General features: G+C 57.8%; 13 protein-coding genes and 3 tRNA genes. 6 read left to right on the forward strand and 10 right to left on the reverse strand.

Annotation, left to right across the window (positions count from 1 at the left end):
* Positions 1-21: 21 nt before the first annotated feature.
* From nrfD to alaS, 8 genes are all read right to left on the reverse strand, one after another.
* Positions 22-1,131 carry an NrfD/PsrC family molybdoenzyme membrane anchor subunit gene (nrfD, locus tag C7H09_RS14865; protein ID WP_106764063.1) on the reverse strand — a complete coding sequence of 370 codons (1,110 nt, stop codon included), beginning with the start codon at positions 1,129-1,131 and terminating at the stop codon, positions 22-24.
* The gene (gene dsrO, locus C7H09_RS14870; RefSeq protein WP_106764065.1) at positions 1,112-1,891 is read right to left on the reverse strand and encodes a sulfate reduction electron transfer complex DsrMKJOP subunit DsrO; all 780 of its coding nucleotides are present in this window, start codon (positions 1,889-1,891) and stop codon (positions 1,112-1,114) included. Before dsrO ends, nrfD begins: the two co-directional genes overlap by 20 nt.
* A 398-nt stretch (positions 1,892-2,289) precedes the next feature.
* Positions 2,290-2,366 (reverse strand) — tRNA-Arg (locus C7H09_RS14875).
* 24 nt (positions 2,367-2,390) lie between these two features.
* Positions 2,391-2,467: transfer RNA gene (locus tag C7H09_RS14880), tRNA-Arg, on the reverse strand.
* Positions 2,468-2,529: 62 nt separating this feature from the next.
* Positions 2,530-2,619: transfer RNA gene (locus C7H09_RS14885), tRNA-Ser, on the reverse strand.
* Positions 2,620-2,745: 126 nt separating this feature from the next.
* Positions 2,746-2,943, reverse strand: coding sequence for a carbon storage regulator CsrA (gene csrA, locus C7H09_RS14890; protein WP_106764067.1), 198 nt, complete (start codon positions 2,941-2,943; stop codon positions 2,746-2,748).
* Positions 2,944-3,115: 172 nt separating this feature from the next.
* On the reverse strand, positions 3,116-4,354 hold the full coding sequence (locus tag C7H09_RS14895) for an aspartate kinase (protein WP_106764070.1): 1,239 nt from the start codon (positions 4,352-4,354) through the stop codon (positions 3,116-3,118).
* A gap of 103 nt (positions 4,355-4,457) precedes the next feature.
* On the reverse strand, positions 4,458-7,088 hold the full coding sequence (gene alaS / locus C7H09_RS14900) for an alanine--tRNA ligase (protein ID WP_106764071.1): 2,631 nt from the start codon (positions 7,086-7,088) through the stop codon (positions 4,458-4,460).
* Positions 7,089-7,247: 159 nt separating this feature from the next.
* On the opposite strand from alaS, the gene C7H09_RS14905 reads away from it, so the two are divergent.
* A complete protein-coding gene (locus C7H09_RS14905) occupies positions 7,248-7,784 on the forward strand; it encodes an RDD family protein (protein ID WP_106764074.1) in 537 nt (178 codons plus the stop codon).
* 21 nt (positions 7,785-7,805) lie between these two features.
* On the opposite strand, the gene lptG is transcribed toward C7H09_RS14905, so the two are convergent.
* Both lptG and lptF read right to left on the reverse strand, forming a co-directional pair.
* Positions 7,806-8,867: an LPS export ABC transporter permease LptG gene (gene lptG, locus C7H09_RS14910; protein ID WP_106764076.1), complete on the reverse strand. Its 1,062-nt coding sequence runs from the start codon at positions 8,865-8,867 to the stop codon at positions 7,806-7,808.
* On the reverse strand, positions 8,860-9,963 hold the full coding sequence (gene lptF, locus C7H09_RS14915; RefSeq protein ID WP_106764079.1) for an LPS export ABC transporter permease LptF: 1,104 nt from the start codon (positions 9,961-9,963) through the stop codon (positions 8,860-8,862). Before lptF ends, lptG begins: the two co-directional genes overlap by 8 nt.
* A 232-nt stretch (positions 9,964-10,195) precedes the next feature.
* Between lptF and C7H09_RS14920 the strand changes: the two genes are divergently transcribed.
* From C7H09_RS14920 to C7H09_RS14940, 5 genes are all read left to right on the forward strand, one after another.
* Positions 10,196-11,683, forward strand: a complete 1,488-nt coding sequence (locus C7H09_RS14920; RefSeq protein ID WP_106764081.1) for a leucyl aminopeptidase — start codon at positions 10,196-10,198, stop codon at positions 11,681-11,683.
* Positions 11,673-12,185 carry a DNA polymerase III subunit chi gene (locus tag C7H09_RS14925; RefSeq protein WP_106764084.1) on the forward strand — a complete coding sequence of 171 codons (513 nt, stop codon included), beginning with the start codon at positions 11,673-11,675 and terminating at the stop codon, positions 12,183-12,185. The genes C7H09_RS14920 and C7H09_RS14925 overlap by 11 nt, the downstream gene beginning before the upstream one ends.
* Positions 12,186-12,617: 432 nt before the next feature.
* Positions 12,618-15,470, forward strand: coding sequence for a valine--tRNA ligase (locus C7H09_RS14930; RefSeq protein WP_106764405.1), 2,853 nt, complete (start codon positions 12,618-12,620; stop codon positions 15,468-15,470).
* A 4-nt stretch (positions 15,471-15,474) separates the two neighbouring features.
* Positions 15,475-16,359, forward strand: coding sequence for a ketopantoate reductase family protein (locus tag C7H09_RS14935; protein ID WP_106764087.1), 885 nt, complete (start codon positions 15,475-15,477; stop codon positions 16,357-16,359).
* 23 nt (positions 16,360-16,382) lie between these two features.
* The gene (locus tag C7H09_RS14940; RefSeq protein ID WP_106764089.1) at positions 16,383-16,940 is read left to right on the forward strand and encodes a cob(I)yrinic acid a,c-diamide adenosyltransferase; all 558 of its coding nucleotides are present in this window, start codon (positions 16,383-16,385) and stop codon (positions 16,938-16,940) included.
* Positions 16,941-16,949: the final 9 nt, after the last annotated feature.

The raw sequence follows: 16,949 nt of genomic DNA on the forward strand, positions 1-16,949 counted from the left end.
ATGCCGCTCCAACGGTGTGAATCAGTGGGTGCCAACCTGGAGGTCACGCTTCCAGGGCACCAGAATATCGATGATTAACAAGGCAGCCAGCCACAGGCCAAAGGTGCCCAGAATCCCCAGCAGCCCGCTGGAACCCATATCAAGCACGTACTGGTAATATCCGGCGGTATTCTTGGCCACGGTCTGAACTTCCATCAACACCATCCAGCGGAAGGTCCAGCCGATATGCACGGCCAGCAAACCCGCCAGCCAGGCCTTGGCGACATTGCCGTTACGCCGCAACATCCAGGCCGCGGCCAATGTCAGAGCTACCCCAACCAGCAGGCCGTAAACTGCGACCGCACGCCATTCCGGATTGCCCTGCAGGGAGGCAAACGCCGCTTCAACAGACGGGCTGAACCCGGTGATACCCTCGGCCAGCCAGAGCGCCGCCACCAGGCCCGCCAGCACCATGCTGCCGAAGATCACTTTCAGGCTCTGGCCATTCACCTCTTCGTCATTACCGGTCATCAGGCGATTCACCAGAATCACCAACCCGGCAGCGGCCACCAGCCCGGTGAATACAAACATCACGGGCAACCAATGGGTATGCCACAGGGGGCGGGCCTTGACGATGGCCACTTCGGCACCGGTGTAGAGCATGATGCCGAACGACATCACCAACGCGCCAAGACCGCACAGCACCAGCATCCAGCGGGGCGCGTGCCAATTACCCAGGACGATCCAGCCAGATAGCCGGGCAATCCAGCCATCGCCCCGGGCCTGCTCCTGCATGGCGGGACGCCAGGCCAACCAGGCATAGGCCACCACACACACCAGATACAAGGGCAACAACAAACTCCCCAACCACATCCAGGACCAGGGCGTGAGGTTGGCGTAAAAGTGCCAGAACCTCAGCGGCTGATGAAGGTCGGCCAGCAAAGCCACCGGGCCCACCAGCGTGCAACTGACCGTGACCAGCAAAGCCACCTTCGCCAGTGCCTGGTAGTTGCGCTTACCCATCAGCAGACCGGGAATGGTCAGCAACAGCGCCGAATAGGAAATCGCGATCATGAAGAAGTACTGTACCGCCCAGGGGTACCAGGCGATGCCGTAGCGAGGTGTGAGAACCTCAATGACTGCCGAATTCATAACCGATCTCCTCACCCTGTTGATCCCTGACGTCCCAGATAGCTGGCTTGGCATCCGGCCGGGACATAAAACGCTCATCCATACCCAGATAAAACACATGGGGCGCTGTGCCCATTTCCGGCTTCAGAATCATGATGTCGTCGTAGTGCTCTTCCAGCATCCGGCTGATCTGACTGTCCGAGTCTTTCATGTCACCAATGATTCGGGCCCCGCCAACGCAGGACTCGACACAGGCAGGCAACAGCCCCACATCCAGCCGGTGGGCGCAGAAAGTGCACTTGTCGGCAGTTTGGGTGTATTCGTTGATAAAGCGGGCGTCGTATGGGCAGGCCTGAACACAGTAGGCACAACCCACACAGGCTTCGTTATTAACCACCACAATGCCGTCTTCCCGCTGGAAAGTTGCCTGCACCGGGCACACCGGTACACACGGCGGATTATCACAATGGTTGCACAAGCGCGGCAGCATAAAGGTAGCGATATCGCCGGTCTCTTCATGCTCCACCTCGTACTGCGACACGATGGTTCGGAAGCTGCCCAGAGGGGCCTCGTTCTCGATATGGCAGGACACAGTACAGGCCTGACAACCGATGCAGGCTCGCAGGTCGACCAGCATGCCATAACGCTTGGAAGGGTCTCCTTCCCGCCTGGCTGGCTGATCGTTAATGCCAGCGGAGGCAACGCTGCTCAGGGGAATGAGCGCGGCTCCGGCGGTAAGTTTGGCAATCTGCCCCAGTAATTCCCGGCGGATGGTATCCATAAATTCTCCGACCAATGTCGCTGACGTGAATTAAATAGGTGGCGACATTAACTCTAGGCGTCGGGGCAATTGAGGATTTGACGACGGTCAATAAAGGCGGAGGCTGGTGATGAGGGTATGTACGGAGGGTCGAACCTCTAGTCGGTTCAAATCCTTTCGAACCTTGAGGTATACAAACAAAAAACCCTGCACAAGGCAGGGTTTTTTGTTTGATTTGGCGCGGCTGGGAGGATTACGCGGGCCTTCGGCCCTTCCCCTTCGGGGCCGCCGTCGCTGCGCTCCGGCGTTCCTTCGCGCGCATGGCGCGCTGCGGTCGAACCTCTTGTCGGTTCAAATCCCTTTAAACCTTGGGGTATACAAACAAAAACCCTGCACAAGGCAGGGTTTTTCGTTTGATATGGCGCGGCTGGGAGGATTCGAACCTCCGACCGCCTGGTTCGTAGCCAGGTACTCTATCCAGCTGAGCTACAGCCGCTAAAACTGGTGGTGTTGTATGAAGTGGCGCGGCTGGGAGGATTCGAACCTCCGACCGCCTGGTTCGTAGCCAGGTACTCTATCCAGCTGAGCTACAGCCGCGCATCATAAACACATTGGTTGATCGCTACTTCAACCTGTCTCTGTTTCCCCGAAAAGGGAAATGGCGGAGAGGGAGGGATTCGAACCCTCGGTACGATTGCTCGTACGGTTCCTTAGCAGGGAACTGGTTTCAGCCACTCACCCACCTCTCCTTGAGAACGGGGCGTATACTACCACGATTTTTGAGTTTTCATAGGGTTGACACGAAATTTTTCTGGTCAATTTCCCTTAAAATGAAAAAAGCCGCTCAAGTATTCCAAGAGCGACTTTTCAATTGATCAACGATTGCCCGATTCGGGCTCATCTGTGTCTTTTTCAGACTGGATGCGCTGATAAATTTCTTCGCGGTGAACGGCTACATCTTTCGGCGCGTTAACACCAATGCGAACCTGGTTCCCCTTTACCCCCAGAACGGTGACGGTAATTTCGTCTCCGATCATCAGGGTTTCGCCTACACGGCGAGTCAAAATTAACATATCCCTTACTCCCTATTCCTGAGCTACCTGTTCCGACGAACACTTTAATGTGTACTTGTTGCTTTTATAATGGGATCACTGACTCAGCTGAAGACGCAATAATACTTATTCATTGCGCTTTCACGATAGCTAATATCAATGACCCTTATTGAGGAACCATTTCCGATCCGAATCAGAACGTTTCCTCAACTCCGGCATTGTCCAATTCAAACGCGCTATGCAGCGCCCGGACGGCCAATTCCAGATACTTCTCGTCAATCACCACCGAAATCTTGATTTCCGACGTGGAGATCATCTGTATGTTGATCCCTTCTTTCGACAATGCCTCGAACATAATAGTAGCCACGCCTGCATGGGAGCGCATACCCACACCAACAATGCTGACCTTAGCAATTTTGGTATCACCACCCACTTCACCGGCACCCAACTCCTTGGTGACACCACGCAGTACTTCTTGTGCCCGCTTGAAATCATTTCGATGCACAGTAAAGGTGAAGGCGGTTTTGTTGTCCTCGCCCACGTTCTGCACAATCATGTCTACTTCTATATTAGCATCGCTGATCGGCTTGAGGATTCCCAGCGCGCTACCGGGGGTGTCCGGCACGCCGGAGATCGTCAGTTTGGCCTCATCACGATTGAAAGCAATGCCGGAAACGACCGGTTGTTCCATGGCGTTCTCATCCTCAAGTGTAATCAGGGTACCGTTACCTTCTTTGAAGCTGGACAGTACCCGTAAAGGAACGTTGTATTTACCCGCAAATTCGACCGCGCGAATCTGCAATACCTTGGAGCCCAGGCTGGCCATCTCGAGCATTTCTTCAAAGGTGATCCGCTCAAGCCGGCGCGCGCTGTCTACCACGCGCGGGTCGGTGGTATATACCCCGTCCACGTCTGTATAAATCTGGCACTCATCAGCCTTCAATGCGGCGGCCAACGCCACCGCAGTGGTGTCAGAGCCCCCACGCCCCAGCGTGGTAATGTTGCCGTTTTCGTCCATGCCCTGGAATCCGGCCACAACCACTACCCGGCCCGCATCCAGATCTTTACGCATGTTCTGCTCGTCAATCTGCTTGATCCGCGCCTTGGTGTGGCTGCTATCGGTGACAATCCGCACCTGGCTGCCAGTATAGGAGCGGGCGTCAAACCCCTTCTTTTGCAGCGCCATCGACAACAAAGCGATCGTCACCTGCTCGCCGGTAGAAACCAGTACGTCCATTTCGCGGGGCGTCGGTTCTTCCATAATGTCACTGGCAAGCGCAATCAATCGATTGGTTTCGCCGCTCATGGCCGAAACCACCACGACCACGTCGTGCCCTTCCTTGCGGAACCGACCAACCCGGTCAGCCACCGCCTCAATCCGTTCGGTTGTACCGACGGACGTACCACCATACTTTTGAACCAGCAGAGCCATGTTTTCCCAAACTCCGAGTGGAGGAATCCCGGCGGAGCAGACAACTCCGCACAAACAGAACGGGCGGAATTATAAACCTCCGCCCGCATGTGAAAACAGTTGTTTATCTAATATTTTGCTGAACCCAGTCCGGCACGCCAGCCAGGGCTTCCGACAGCTTGGCCACATTGGTGCCACCGCCCTGAGCCATGTCCGGACGACCGCCACCCTTGCCGTCAACCTGAGCCGCCAGGTACTTCATAAGGTCTCCGGCCTTGATGCGCCCCGTTACCGACTTGGTCACGCCTGCCACCAGCACCACTTTGCCATCTTCGATCGTGGCCAGTACCACCACGCCCTCGCCCAGTTTGTTCTTGAGCTGATCGGCGGTTTCCATCAGGGTCTTGCGGTCTGCGCCTTCAAGTTCAGACGCCACCACTTTCAGACCAGCCACCTCAACCGCAGAGCCTGCCAGGTCGCTGCCTGCTGAACTTGCCAGCTTGGCTTTCAGGGCATCCACGTCTTTTTCAAGCTGACGGTTGCGATCCAGCACCTGTCGGACTTTATCGATCACCGACTCCCGGGTACCTTTTACCAGGCGTGCAGTTTCACGCAGCGTGCGCTCGGTGGAATCAAGCCACGCCAGTGCCCCCATCCCGGTTACCGCTTCAATACGGCGAACACCCGAGGAAATACCACTCTCTGAAGTAATCCGAAACAGACCAATATCGCCGGTACGGCTAACGTGAGTGCCGCCGCACAGCTCTACCGAGTATCGATCGGAGCCCATGCTCAGCACCCGAACCTCATCGCCATACTTCTCGCCGAACAGTGCCATGGCACCTTTGGCTTTAGCGGTTTCCATATCCGTGATATCAATCTCGACCGGGGTGTTTTGAAGAATCTGTTCGTTAACCTGACGCTCGATTTCGGTCAATTGTTCCACTGTCACCGCTTCGAAGTGGGAGAAGTCAAAACGCAGTTTGTCCGGGTCGACCAGCGAGCCCTTCTGGCTAACATGCTCACCAAGGATATTGCGCAGGGCCGCATGCAACAGGTGGGTCGCTGAATGGTTGCGCTTGGTGTGTTCGCGGCGGGCATGATCAATGCGGGCGTCCACTTCCAACCCGGGGAAGATTTCACCTTCAATCAGCGTGCCCACATGCAGGTGGTTATCACCTTCTTTACGGGTATCGGTTACCTGAAAACGGCCGCCACTCCAGGTCAGCAGGCCGGTATCGCCCACCTGGCCACCGGATTCGGCGTAAAAAGGTGTGCGCTCCAATACCACCACGCACTCGTCGCCAGCTTCGGCATTCCGCTCTTCGCCAGCCACCAGCACGGTGCGGATACGCTCATGGCCGTCGATGTGGTCATAACCGGTAAACTCGGTTTTACCTTCAATGACAATGCCCGCAGCGTTATAGTCGATACCGAACTTGCTGGCTGCCCGGGCCCGCTCGCGCTGGCTTTCCATGGCCTTTTCATAGCCTTCATAATCCAGCGTCAAACCCCGCTCACGGGCAATATCGTTGGTCAGGTCGACCGGGAAACCGTAGGTGTCGTACAGGGTAAACACCGTCCCACCGGGAATCTCGCTGCCTTTCAGTTCGGCAATATCCTGCTCCAGCAGGCGCAGGCCCTTGTCGAGAGTCTTGGCAAACTGCTCTTCTTCCTGCAGCAGCACCTTCTCAATCTGCTTGCGACTGCTGACCAGCTCCGGATAGGCCTCGCCCATGAGTTCCACCAGAGCGCCGGTGAGCTTGTAGAAGAACGGCTCGGAAGCACCCAGTTTGTTGCCATGGCGGGCGGCCCGGCGGATGATCCGACGCAGTACAAAGCCTCGCCCTTCGTTGGACGGCATCACGCCATCGGCAATCAGGAAGGCGCAAGAGCGGATGTGATCCGCTACCACACGCAGTGAGGCTTCGGTAGTCGCAACGCCACCCAGCACATCGGATGCAGACGCCAGCAGATTCTGGAACAAGTCGATTTCATAGTTGCTGTGCACACCCTGCAGCACCGCCGCAATGCGCTCCAGGCCCATACCGGTATCCACCGAGGGCTTGGGCAGGTTCAGCATCTCGCCGTCGGCGGTGCGGTTGTACTGCATGAAGACCACGTTCCAGATCTCGATATAGCGATCGCCATCTTCATCCGGGCTGCCGGGAGGGCCACCGGCTACATCCGGGCCGTGATCGAAGAAAATTTCGGTACAGGGGCCGCAGGGACCGGTATCGCCCATCTGCCAGAAGTTATCCGACGCATAGCGGCCGCCCTTGTTATCGCCAATGCGGACGATACGCTCAGCTGGCACACCAATTTCGCGATTCCAGATGTCATAAGCCTCGTCGTCTTCGGCGTATACGGTTACCCAGAGTTTTTCCCGTGGTAGATTCAGCCAGTTGTCACCGGTCAGGAAAGTCCAGGCAAAATTAATGGCTTCGCGCTTGAAATAATCGCCAAAGCTGAAATTGCCGAGCATTTCGAAGAACGTATGATGGCGGGCGGTGTAACCCACGTTTTCCAGGTCGTTGTGCTTGCCGCCGGCACGCACACATTTCTGCGAGGTGGTCGCTCGTGTATAGTCGCGCTGGTCGCGGCCGAGGAACACATCTTTGAACTGGTTCATCCCCGCGTTGGTAAACAACAGAGTTGGGTCGTCATGGGGCACCAGCGAACTGCTGGCCACAATGGCATGCTGCTGCTGCCGGAAATACTCGAGGAACGCTTGTCGCAACTCTGCGGTTTTCATAGACCTTCGATACCTTTAGACCTTTAAAACACCTTGCCGGAAACCCGTCAGCAGAGCCGCCGGGCCACGGTTGGATACGATGACTTACACGCGTGTGCAAATCAGCTACTCTAGCACACGCCGAGAACAGGAAAAACGTGAAAACTCACAGGAGACCCCATGCCCCGACGCTTTCATGACGCCGAGGAACTGCTTCCACCGGCCACCGCACTCAAGCGTGCCCTGGCTATTATCTATGATGGACTGATCAGCATCGCAGTCATGCTCGTTGTCAGCTGGGTTTACACCATGATCGGCGGCTTCAGCACCGGCTGGGATCAATATGAGCAAATGGCCGAGGCAGGCGAACTGAGCGGCGATCCCGGCCTGACCTTCACCCTGTTCCTGGTGCTCTATCTGTTCTTCGCCTATTTCTGGACCCGTATCGGCCAGACTCTGGGTATGCAGGTTTGGCGGGTACGGATCGAGAACCTGGATGGCACCAGCGTTAGCTGGACCCAGGCCCTGATACGCTACGTAACCGCTGCCGCCGTGGTATTCCTGAGCATGGTCGGCGCCTATTACCTCGGCGCAGTTACCTTGCTGCTAAGCCTTCCGGCCATCATCGCGTTGTTTTACCCGATCAACGGCCTGTCTCTGACAGACAGAACCTCTAACAGCGTGGTGGTGTCCATTCCCAGGCCGGTCAAAGCCTGATTTCCGCAACCGGGCAGGCACTCAGCCCGCCCGGCGCATCAGCGCAGCCCCCACAACAGCATTGATAAGGATAGGTGCCAGCACGGCCAGCAAGGGATTGAAGCCGTACACCATACTCATTGGCCCCAACAAGTCCTGCATATATTTGAACAGAAGCCCCACCAGTAACCCGGTGAACACCCGGAACCCCATGGTTACCGAGCGCAACGGCCCGAACACAAAGGAAATGGCTACCAGCACCATCACTGCGGTACCCAGAGGCATCAGTGTCTTTTTCCAGAACGCCAGCCAGTAGGGAGCGGCACTCAACCCCTGCTCACCGAGATACACGGAGTAGGTGTAGAGGCCAGTCATCGACAGGTTCTCGGGTTTGACGATCAACACGCTGAGCACCTCCGGCGACAACCCGCTATCCCAGCGCAGAGAGGGCTGCTCGGTTCTCACCGTCTGATTATCAGCGATGCGCGTCGACACCACATTTTCCAGCCGCCAGTGATCGCCCTGATAGATAGCCCGTTCAGCAAAGCTGGACATCTCAAGCTGGCGCTCTTCGTCAAAGCGGAACAATGAAACGCCATGCAGCACACCGTTGGGCTGCACTGCGTTCAAATGCATAAACGTATTGCCTTCCCGGTGCCAGACACCATGAGCCGCCGCCACACTCCGGCCAGCCCCCAGCGCAACCGCTTTATCACTTTGGGCGATACGCTCGGTTGTTGGCGCAACATACTCACCAATGCCCACACCCAACAGTACCACCAGTAACGCAGGCTTCATCGCCGACCACACAATCCGCTTGAGCGATACCCCGGCCGCCCGGATCACCGTTAACTCAGAGGAACTGGCCATCGACCCCAACCCGACCAGGCAACCCATAAACGCCCCCAGCGGCAGATAATCATAAATTCTGCGGGGCAAGGTGAGCGCCACATACCAGAGAGCCTGCAGCGTCTGGTAGCCGTTACGGGTATCTTCCAGTTCGGCGATAAAAGCGAAAATAATATCCAGCGACAGCACTACCACCATCACCAGAAACATAGCACCACCAACCGTGCGCATCACATAGCCATCGATCTTATGCACTGGCGCTGCCCTCCCGCTCAATCCGGCGACGGTGCAGCCATGAAGGGCCAAACTGCAGCCACAGGCCAAGCGCCAGGAATAACGCATGCACCCATAGCATTCCGATCCATTCCGGAACCTTCTGATCCGCCAGCGCATCACGGGCCACGATCAGCAGCCCAAGATAGGTGATGTACACCAGCATAGCGGGCAGCAGATGAAAAAACCGACCCTGCCGCGGATTCACCCGGCTCAGGCGCACAGCCAGTAGCGTTACGATAGGGACAATCAAAGGCAGCGACACCCGCCAGTGCAGCAATGCCCGCTGCTCAGGGTCTTCCGAAGACAACAGAGCCAGTGTGCTGATGCCCTCCTCCAGTTCTCTGGTGCCCTCTTCACCACTGAGAATCTTCAGGCCATAGGCTTCAAACCGGGTCTCGTTATAGTCGAGCCTGCCGGGCGTGCCCTGAAAACGCCCGCCGTCTTCCAAAATCAGGAACCGGCTACCGGTCTCCGCGTCAATCAACTGTGAGCCCGACTTTGCGGTAATCAGCGTAACGCCCTCACCATTGCGGTCATATTCGGCAATGAACACGCCCTGTAATTGCTTTTTGTCCTCGCTCAGGGCCTCGGTGTAAGTCACCCGGTTACCCGAAGTAAAGTCCTGAAAACGGCCGGGCGACAGCATCTCAAACTCGGTCGCCTTACGCTGCTCGTTGAAAATCCGCTCCACCTGCTTCATGCCCCAGGGCGAAACAAACAGGCTCATGGCGCCCACTACCAGCATCACCGGAACCGCCCCTATCAGCGTTTTCTTCAACAATTCCCCTTCGCTCACACCACAGGCAAACAGTACCGTCATCTCGCTTTCCAGATACATCCGGCCATAAGCCAGCAAAATACCGATAAACAACCCTAACGGCAGAATCAGCTCCAGAAACCCGGGGAAGCGATAACCCATAATGGAAAACAACACACCCGCCGCAATCTCACCCTCGGCGGCATCCGCCAGATACTTGATAAACCGGCCACTCATGAACACCAGCAACAGAATGCTGGACACCGCAATCATGCTGACCATTATCTGGCGAATGAGGTAACGGAAAATAATGCTCAAATCAGTCTCTCTGGCGGTGCCGTCTCTGGAGAATGGAGGTTCGGGGGAACAGCGCGTATTCTATTTAACCTTTCCGACGATTGACAGCACGGGTCGGCACGATGGAACCATCGTAACAATGCCAGCCCGGCTTGATTAATAGGAACATAGCCCCAATTCTTAGGGCACGATCAGCAGCGCGAGACCACTCGACGACGCACAACCTGACAACAGGATGACCACAGGAGTTGCCATGAATTTCAGCCTGACCAACAAAGCCCTGACTGCAACCAAAGCCGATTGCCTGGTGATCGGCCTGCCCGAACAGGGCGACTGGCCCGAATCCACCAAAGCCGCCGACGAGGCTCTGGGCGGACTGATCAAACAGCTCGAAACCGCTGGCGACCTGACCGGCAAAAACGCCTCCATTGCCAGCCTGCCCCTGGTCGAACAGCCCTGGAAACGCCTGATCGTCGTCGGCACCGGCAAAAATGACGAACGCAAGGCCAGCCACTTCCGCAAAGCCCTGACGGCCGTTGTTGGCGCCTTGAAAACCGGCCCATCCAAGAACGCCCTGATCGCTCTGAGTGACACCCTTTGTGGCGATGAAGCAGCCAACAGCGAAGCCAGCCGACTGAACCTGATCGGCCGCATCCTAGAAGACCAGCTGTACACCTTCACCGAATACAAAACCGAACAACAGGACGCGCCCAAACTCAACAAAGTCATCGCGCAGGCCTCAGACACCAGCAAAGCCCTGAAAGACGCCTTCAACCTGGGCCTGGCCACCGGCCGTGGCATGAACTACACCAAAGACCTGGGCAACACCCCGCCCAACATCTGCCACCCGGTATGGCTGGCCGAACAGGCCCAGGCCATGGCCAAAGAATACGACAGCATAACCACCGAAATCCTCGACGAAAAACAGATGGAAGAGATGGGCATGAACACCATCCTCGCCGTCGGCAAAGGCTCCAAACAGCCACCGCGCCTGATCGTGATGGAATACCGTGGCGGCAAGGCGGGTGACAAGCCCTACGCACTGGTGGGCAAAGGCATCACCTTCGACACCGGCGGCATCAGCCTCAAGCCCGGCGAAGGCATGGACGAAATGAAATACGACATGGGCGGCTCCGCCTCGGTCTTCGGCACCATGAAAGTCATCGCCGAAACCAAACCGAAAATCAACGTGGTCGCAGTGATCGCCGCCGCTGAAAACATGCCGGATGGCGGCGCCTCACGCCCCGGCGACATCGTCAAAACCCTGAACGGCATGACGGTCGAAATCCTCAACACCGACGCCGAAGGCCGTCTGGTATTGTGCGACGCCCTTACCTACGTGAAAAAGTACGACCCCGAAACCGTGGTCGACATGGCCACCCTTACCGGGGCCTGCATCATCGCCCTGGGCCACCATGCCACCGGCCTGCTCTCCAACAACGACGAACTGGCCAACGAACTGCTCGCCGCTGGCGAACGCACCGGTGACCGCGCCTGGCGCCTGCCCCTGTGGGACGACTACCAGAGCCAGCTCGACAGCAACTTCGCCGACATGGCCAACATCGGCGGCCGCCCGGCAGGCACCATCACCGCCGCCTGCTTCCTGAGCCGGTTCGCCAAAGAATACCGCTGGGCCCACCTCGACATCGCTGGCACCGCCTGGAACTCCGGCAAAGCCAAAGGCGCCACCGGCCGCCCGGTACCGCTGCTGGTCGACTACCTGATGTCCCATGCAAAATAACCCGCAACAAAACCCGGAACCCGGCAGCCCTCAGGCTGCCGGGGCCTCCGACGCGCAGGACAACAACCAACGCTACTGGTTTCACATCCTCGCCCAGAATACCCCCGCCGCCCGCCACCTCCACGTCGCCCGACTCGTGGACAAAGCCCGGCAGCAGGGCGACCGCGTGTGCATCCTGTGCGATAACCAACAACAGGCCGAAGAACTCGACGACCTGCTGTGGACCTTCAACCCCGAAACCTTCATCCCCCACAGCATCGCACACGATCCCAACACTCCCTGCACCGACCCGGTAGGCCTGCTATTGCACCCACCCACCGCCGCAGACTGGGACACCATCATCGTACTGTCATCCACCCTCCCCGATGACGCCCACCAATACCGCCGCCTGGCCCTGGTCGCCCACAACGACCCGGCCACCCTCAACCAGGCACGCGGCCACTACAAACAGCTCCGCCAGAAAGGCATCGAAGCCCGCGTGCATGATATGCGGCGGCGCTGATACTCACGCCACCGCTCTAACGCAAACAGTATATTGTTCGCCCGGAAACATGCGCAGCCCCTATACAAACAGAACACCAATAGCAACTCAGTAGATTGAAGTTGATACTCTGAAGGCAGGCACGCCGACAGATCAGTGAGGTTGGGGATTGGCTTTCCAAAAATTTCGGAGGCCATGGATGGCCGGAGAGAAGCGCACAGGGATGTGCTTGTAGCGGTTTTTGGAAAGCCAATCCCCAACATCGCAAGGCACGACATCAGAAAGCCCTCATGAACGCTCATTGCACCTCAATCCGCAGGTTGCGCCCTGAAACTTATGCCGCCGACCAAAAGGGAAAGAGCCCCAAGGTTCGCCGCAATGAAGGCGACCATGTATAATCGGCCAATTCAAAATCCCCTATGTGAAACAACCAAACGGTCACTGCAAAATCCCATGGAAAAAACCTACCAGCCAGAAAACATCGAGCGCCAGTGGTACGAAAACTGGGAATCCAAAGGCTACTTCCAGCCCACCGGCGAAGGCGACTCCTACAGCATCGCCATCCCGCCACCCAACGTGACCGGCAGCCTGCACATGGGCCATGCCTTCCAGCACACCATCATGGACACCCTCACCCGCTTCAAGCGCATGCAGGGCCGTAACGCACTGTGGACCGTCGGCACCGACCACGCCGGCATCGCCACCCAGATGGTCGTGGAACGCAAACTCGCCGCCGAAGAAGACAAAACCCGCCACGACCTGGGCCGCGAAGAATTCATCAAACGCATCTGGGACTGGAAAGAACACTCCGGCGGCACCATCACCCGCCAGATGCGCCGCCTGGGCAACTCCGTAGACTGGAGCAACGAACGCTTCACCATGGACGACGGCTTCTACAAAGCCGTACAGGAAGTGTTCATCCGCCTGTACGAAGACGGCCTGGTGTACCGTGGCAAACGTCTGGTCAATTGGGACCCGAAACTGCACACCGCCATCTCCGACCTGGAAGTCGAGAACAAAGAAGAGAAAGGCTTCTTCTGGCACCTGCGTTATCCGCTTGCAGACGGCCAGAAAACCCAGGACGGCAAAGACTACGTCATCGTGGCCACCACCCGCCCGGAAACCATGCTGGGCGACACCGCCGTAGCCGTGCATCCGGACGACGAACGCTACCAGCACCTGATCGGCCAGCACGTACTGCTGCCGCTGGTTAACCGCTGCATCCCCATTGTGGCCGACCACCACGCCGATCCGGAAAAAGGCTCCGGCTGCGTCAAAATCACCCCGGCCCACGATTTTAACGACTACGCCGTTGGCAAGCGCAACAACCTGCCCATGATCAACGTCATGACCCAGGACGCCAACATCCGCGCCGTGGCTGAAGTGTTCAACGCCGACGGCACTGAAAATACCAGCCTCGACGGCACCCTGCCTGCTGCCTACGCTGGCCTGACCCGAGAAGCCGCCCGCAAACAGATTGTTGCGGATATGGAAGCCGCTGGTCTGGTCGAACAGATTGAAGACCACGTACTGAGCGTACCCCGTGGTGACCGCTCCGGCCTGATCATCGAACCCATGCTTACCGACCAGTGGTTTGCCGACGCCAAAACCCTGGCCAAACCCGCCATTGAAGCGGTGGAAGACGGCCGCATCCAGTTTGTGCCCAAGCAGTACGAGAACATGTACTTTGCCTGGATGCGCGACATCCAGGACTGGTGCATCTCCCGTCAACTCTGGTGGGGCCACCGGATTCCGGCCTGGTACGACGCCGAGGGCAATATCTATGTTGGCCGCGACGAAGACGAAGTGCGCCAGAAGCACAACCTGGCCGCCGATCTTGAACTCAATCAGGACGAAGACGTTCTCGACACTTGGTTCAGCTCCGCCCTGTGGACTTTCGGCACTCTGGGCTGGCCGGAAATCACGGAACGCCTGAAAAACTTCCACCCCACCGACGTGCTGGTCACCGGTTTCGATATCATCTTCTTCTGGGTCGCCCGGATGATCATGATGACCATGCACTTCATGAAGAACGAAGACGGCACGCCGCAAGTGCCCTTCCATACCGTGTATGTCACCGGTCTGATCCGAGACGAGCATGGCGACAAGATGTCCAAATCCAAGGGCAACGTCATCGACCCGCTCGACATGATCGACGGCATCAGCCTGCCCGACCTGCTGGAAAAACGCACCGGCAACCTGATGCAGCCAAAGTTGGCTGAGAAAATCGGCAAGCGCACCGAGAAAGAATTCCCGGAAGGCATTACCGCCCATGGCACCGACGCTCTCCGCTTCACCCTGGCGGCCATGGCCACCACCGGCCGTGACATCAACTGGGACATGAAGCGCCTGGAAGGCTACCGCAACTTCTGCAACAAGCTGTGGAACGCCGCCCGTTACGTACTGATGAACACCGAAGGCGAAGACTGCGGCGTAAACAACGAACCGGTTCAACTGTCGCTGGCCGACCGCTGGATTATCGGCCAGTTGCAGCACTGCGAACAGGAAGTGATCCGCCATCTGGATCAATACCGTTTCGACCTGGCGGCTCACGCCCTTTATGAATTCATCTGGAACGAATACTGCGACTGGTATCTGGAACTCTCCAAACCGGCCCTGAACGACGATAGCGCCAACGCCGAAGCCAAGCGCGGCACTCGTCGCACTCTGGTTCGGGTGCTGGAAGCCGTGCTTCGATTGGCGCACCCGATCATGCCGTTCATTACCGAAGAAATCTGGCAACGCATTGCCCCTCTGGCCGGGCAGCAAGGCGACAGCATCATGCTGCAAGCCTACCCGCAGCCTGACGCAAGCAAGCAGGATGCCGCCGTAGCTGGCGACATCGAGTGGCTGAAAGGCGTGATCGTGGCGGTGCGCAACATTCGTGGTGAAATGAACATCTCCCCGGGCAAGCAGGTACCGGTACTGCTCAAAGGCGGCAACGCCGACGACCAGCGCCGCCTGAACGACAACCGCCAGTTCCTGATGTCCCTGGCCAAGCTGGAAACCCTGGAGTGGTTTGAGGGCGACAAAGCCCCCATGAGCGCTACCCAGCTGGTAGGCGCAATGCAGGTTCTGGTGCCCATGGCTGGCCTGATCGACAAGGATGCCGAACTCAAGCGCCTGGACAAGGAATTGGAACGCCTGAACAAGGAGATTGGCCGCCTGGAAGGCAAGCTGAACAACGAAAAGTTCACTGCCAAAGCCCCGGCAGACGTGGTTGAAAAGGAAAAGGACAAGCTGAAGGATGCCCAGGGCAGCCTGCAGCGGCTCAGCACCCAACGGGCAGAAATCGAGGCCATGTAAGGCCATGATTGCCATTCTCGGCGCCGGCTCCATGGGCCGGCTCTGGGCCGCAACGCTACCTGCTGGCCAGGTGGCGTTTGTGCCCCGCCCCGCCCAATCTCCAGCCCCTGAACACTACGATTTCTCGCCGGTTTCAGGCCCATCGCGAAACATCACCATTCCCTGGCTGAGCGCCCGCCAGACTCCGACAACCCTGCTGGTCACAACCAAAGCCGGAGACACGCTGGCCGCCCTGTCATGCGTTCTTCCGGCTCTGCCAGAGTCTGTACCCATGGTGCTGTTCCAGAATGGCCTGGGAAGCCAGCAACAGGTGGCCGACACCTGGCCGAACAGGCCCATCCTGGCCGCCGCCACAACCGAGGGAGCCAACCGCCCCCGGCCAGACCAACTGATACATGCAGGAGCCGGTACAACTCGCCTGGGGGCGCTCACCGACACCGGCAAGGCCCATCGGGATACGGTAGTTGAAGCGCTGAAGAGCAGTGGTCTGACAGTGATTCCGGCAGATGACATTATGCACCGGCTTTGGCAAAAGCTGATCGTAAATGCGGGCATCAACCCGTTTACTGCGATACTGGACTGCCTGAACGGCGAGCTGTTACAGCAGCCTTTTTTTCAGCAGTGGATCGAGCCTCTGTGCAACGAACTCAGCCAGCTGCTTGAGGTTGCCGGGCAACCGGCGCAATCCCCCCGGCAACTGCGCGAACGCATTGAGGCGGTAGCCCGCGCCACCGCAGGCAATACCTCCTCCATGCGCGCCGACGTGCTGGCCGGGCGCGCCACCGAAATCGCCTACATCAATGGCTATCTGGTGCGATTGGCAGAGCGCGTCGATATGGACGCACCAGTGAACCGAATGCTGACCCACAGGGTAAAAGACCTCATCTGACGAACTCCAAAGGGAGCAAGGTTATGGGCAATCGCCTTTCGAAAATCTATACACGCACTGGTGATGACGGCTCTACCGGCCTGGCCGACGGCAACCGCATCGCAAAAAACGCGCAACGGGTCGAAGCCATGGGCACAGCCGATGAGCTCAATTGCCACATCGGCATACTGGTAGAAACTCTGCCCACCAACGACCCAATGATCGAGTTATTCCGGCGCATTCAACACCACCTGTTCGATCTGGGTGGTGAATTCGCCATTCCCGGCAGCAAAGTGATTGGCGATGACCATATCAACTGGCTGGAACAGACACTGGATGAACACAACGAAGACCTGCCGCCGCTGAAAAACTTTATCCTGCCGGGCGGCTCTGCCGCTGCGGCACAATGCCACCTGGCCCGGGCTGTCTGCCGCCGCGCCGAACGGGTGGTGGTCGCGCTGGGCCATGAAGACTCGATTAATACCGCCGCACGGCACTACCTTAACCGATTGTCGGACCTGTTGTTTGTGGTTGCCCGAGTACTGGCTCGTCGGGAAGGTGCTCAGGAAATACTCTGGGAACAGAAAAAATCCGGCCTCTGAGGGCCGGAT

Origin of the sequence: Marinobacter fuscus, assembly GCF_003007675.1 — a bacterium.
GTDB classification, from domain to species: domain Bacteria; phylum Pseudomonadota; class Gammaproteobacteria; order Pseudomonadales; family Oleiphilaceae; genus Marinobacter; species Marinobacter fuscus.

Coding starts and splice junctions, on each gene's coding strand:
- csrA (WP_106764067.1), bottom strand. CDS start 2,943: ATGTTAATTTTGACTCGCCGTGTAGGCGAAACCCTGATGATCGGAGAC.
- C7H09_RS14930 (WP_106764405.1), top strand. CDS start 12,618: ATGGAAAAAACCTACCAGCCAGAAAACATCGAGCGCCAGTGGTACGAA.
- nrfD (WP_106764063.1), bottom strand. CDS start 1,131: ATGAATTCGGCAGTCATTGAGGTTCTCACACCTCGCTACGGCATCGCC.
- C7H09_RS14895 (WP_106764070.1), bottom strand. CDS start 4,354: ATGGCTCTGCTGGTTCAAAAGTATGGTGGTACGTCCGTCGGTACAACC.
- C7H09_RS14905 (WP_106764074.1), top strand. CDS start 7,248: ATGCCCCGACGCTTTCATGACGCCGAGGAACTGCTTCCACCGGCCACC.
- C7H09_RS14940 (WP_106764089.1), top strand. CDS start 16,383: ATGGGCAATCGCCTTTCGAAAATCTATACACGCACTGGTGATGACGGC.
- dsrO (WP_106764065.1), bottom strand. CDS start 1,891: ATGGATACCATCCGCCGGGAATTACTGGGGCAGATTGCCAAACTTACC.
- C7H09_RS14935 (WP_106764087.1), top strand. CDS start 15,475: ATGATTGCCATTCTCGGCGCCGGCTCCATGGGCCGGCTCTGGGCCGCA.
- C7H09_RS14920 (WP_106764081.1), top strand. CDS start 10,196: ATGAATTTCAGCCTGACCAACAAAGCCCTGACTGCAACCAAAGCCGAT.
- C7H09_RS14925 (WP_106764084.1), top strand. CDS start 11,673: ATGCAAAATAACCCGCAACAAAACCCGGAACCCGGCAGCCCTCAGGCT.
- alaS (WP_106764071.1), bottom strand. CDS start 7,088: ATGAAAACCGCAGAGTTGCGACAAGCGTTCCTCGAGTATTTCCGGCAG.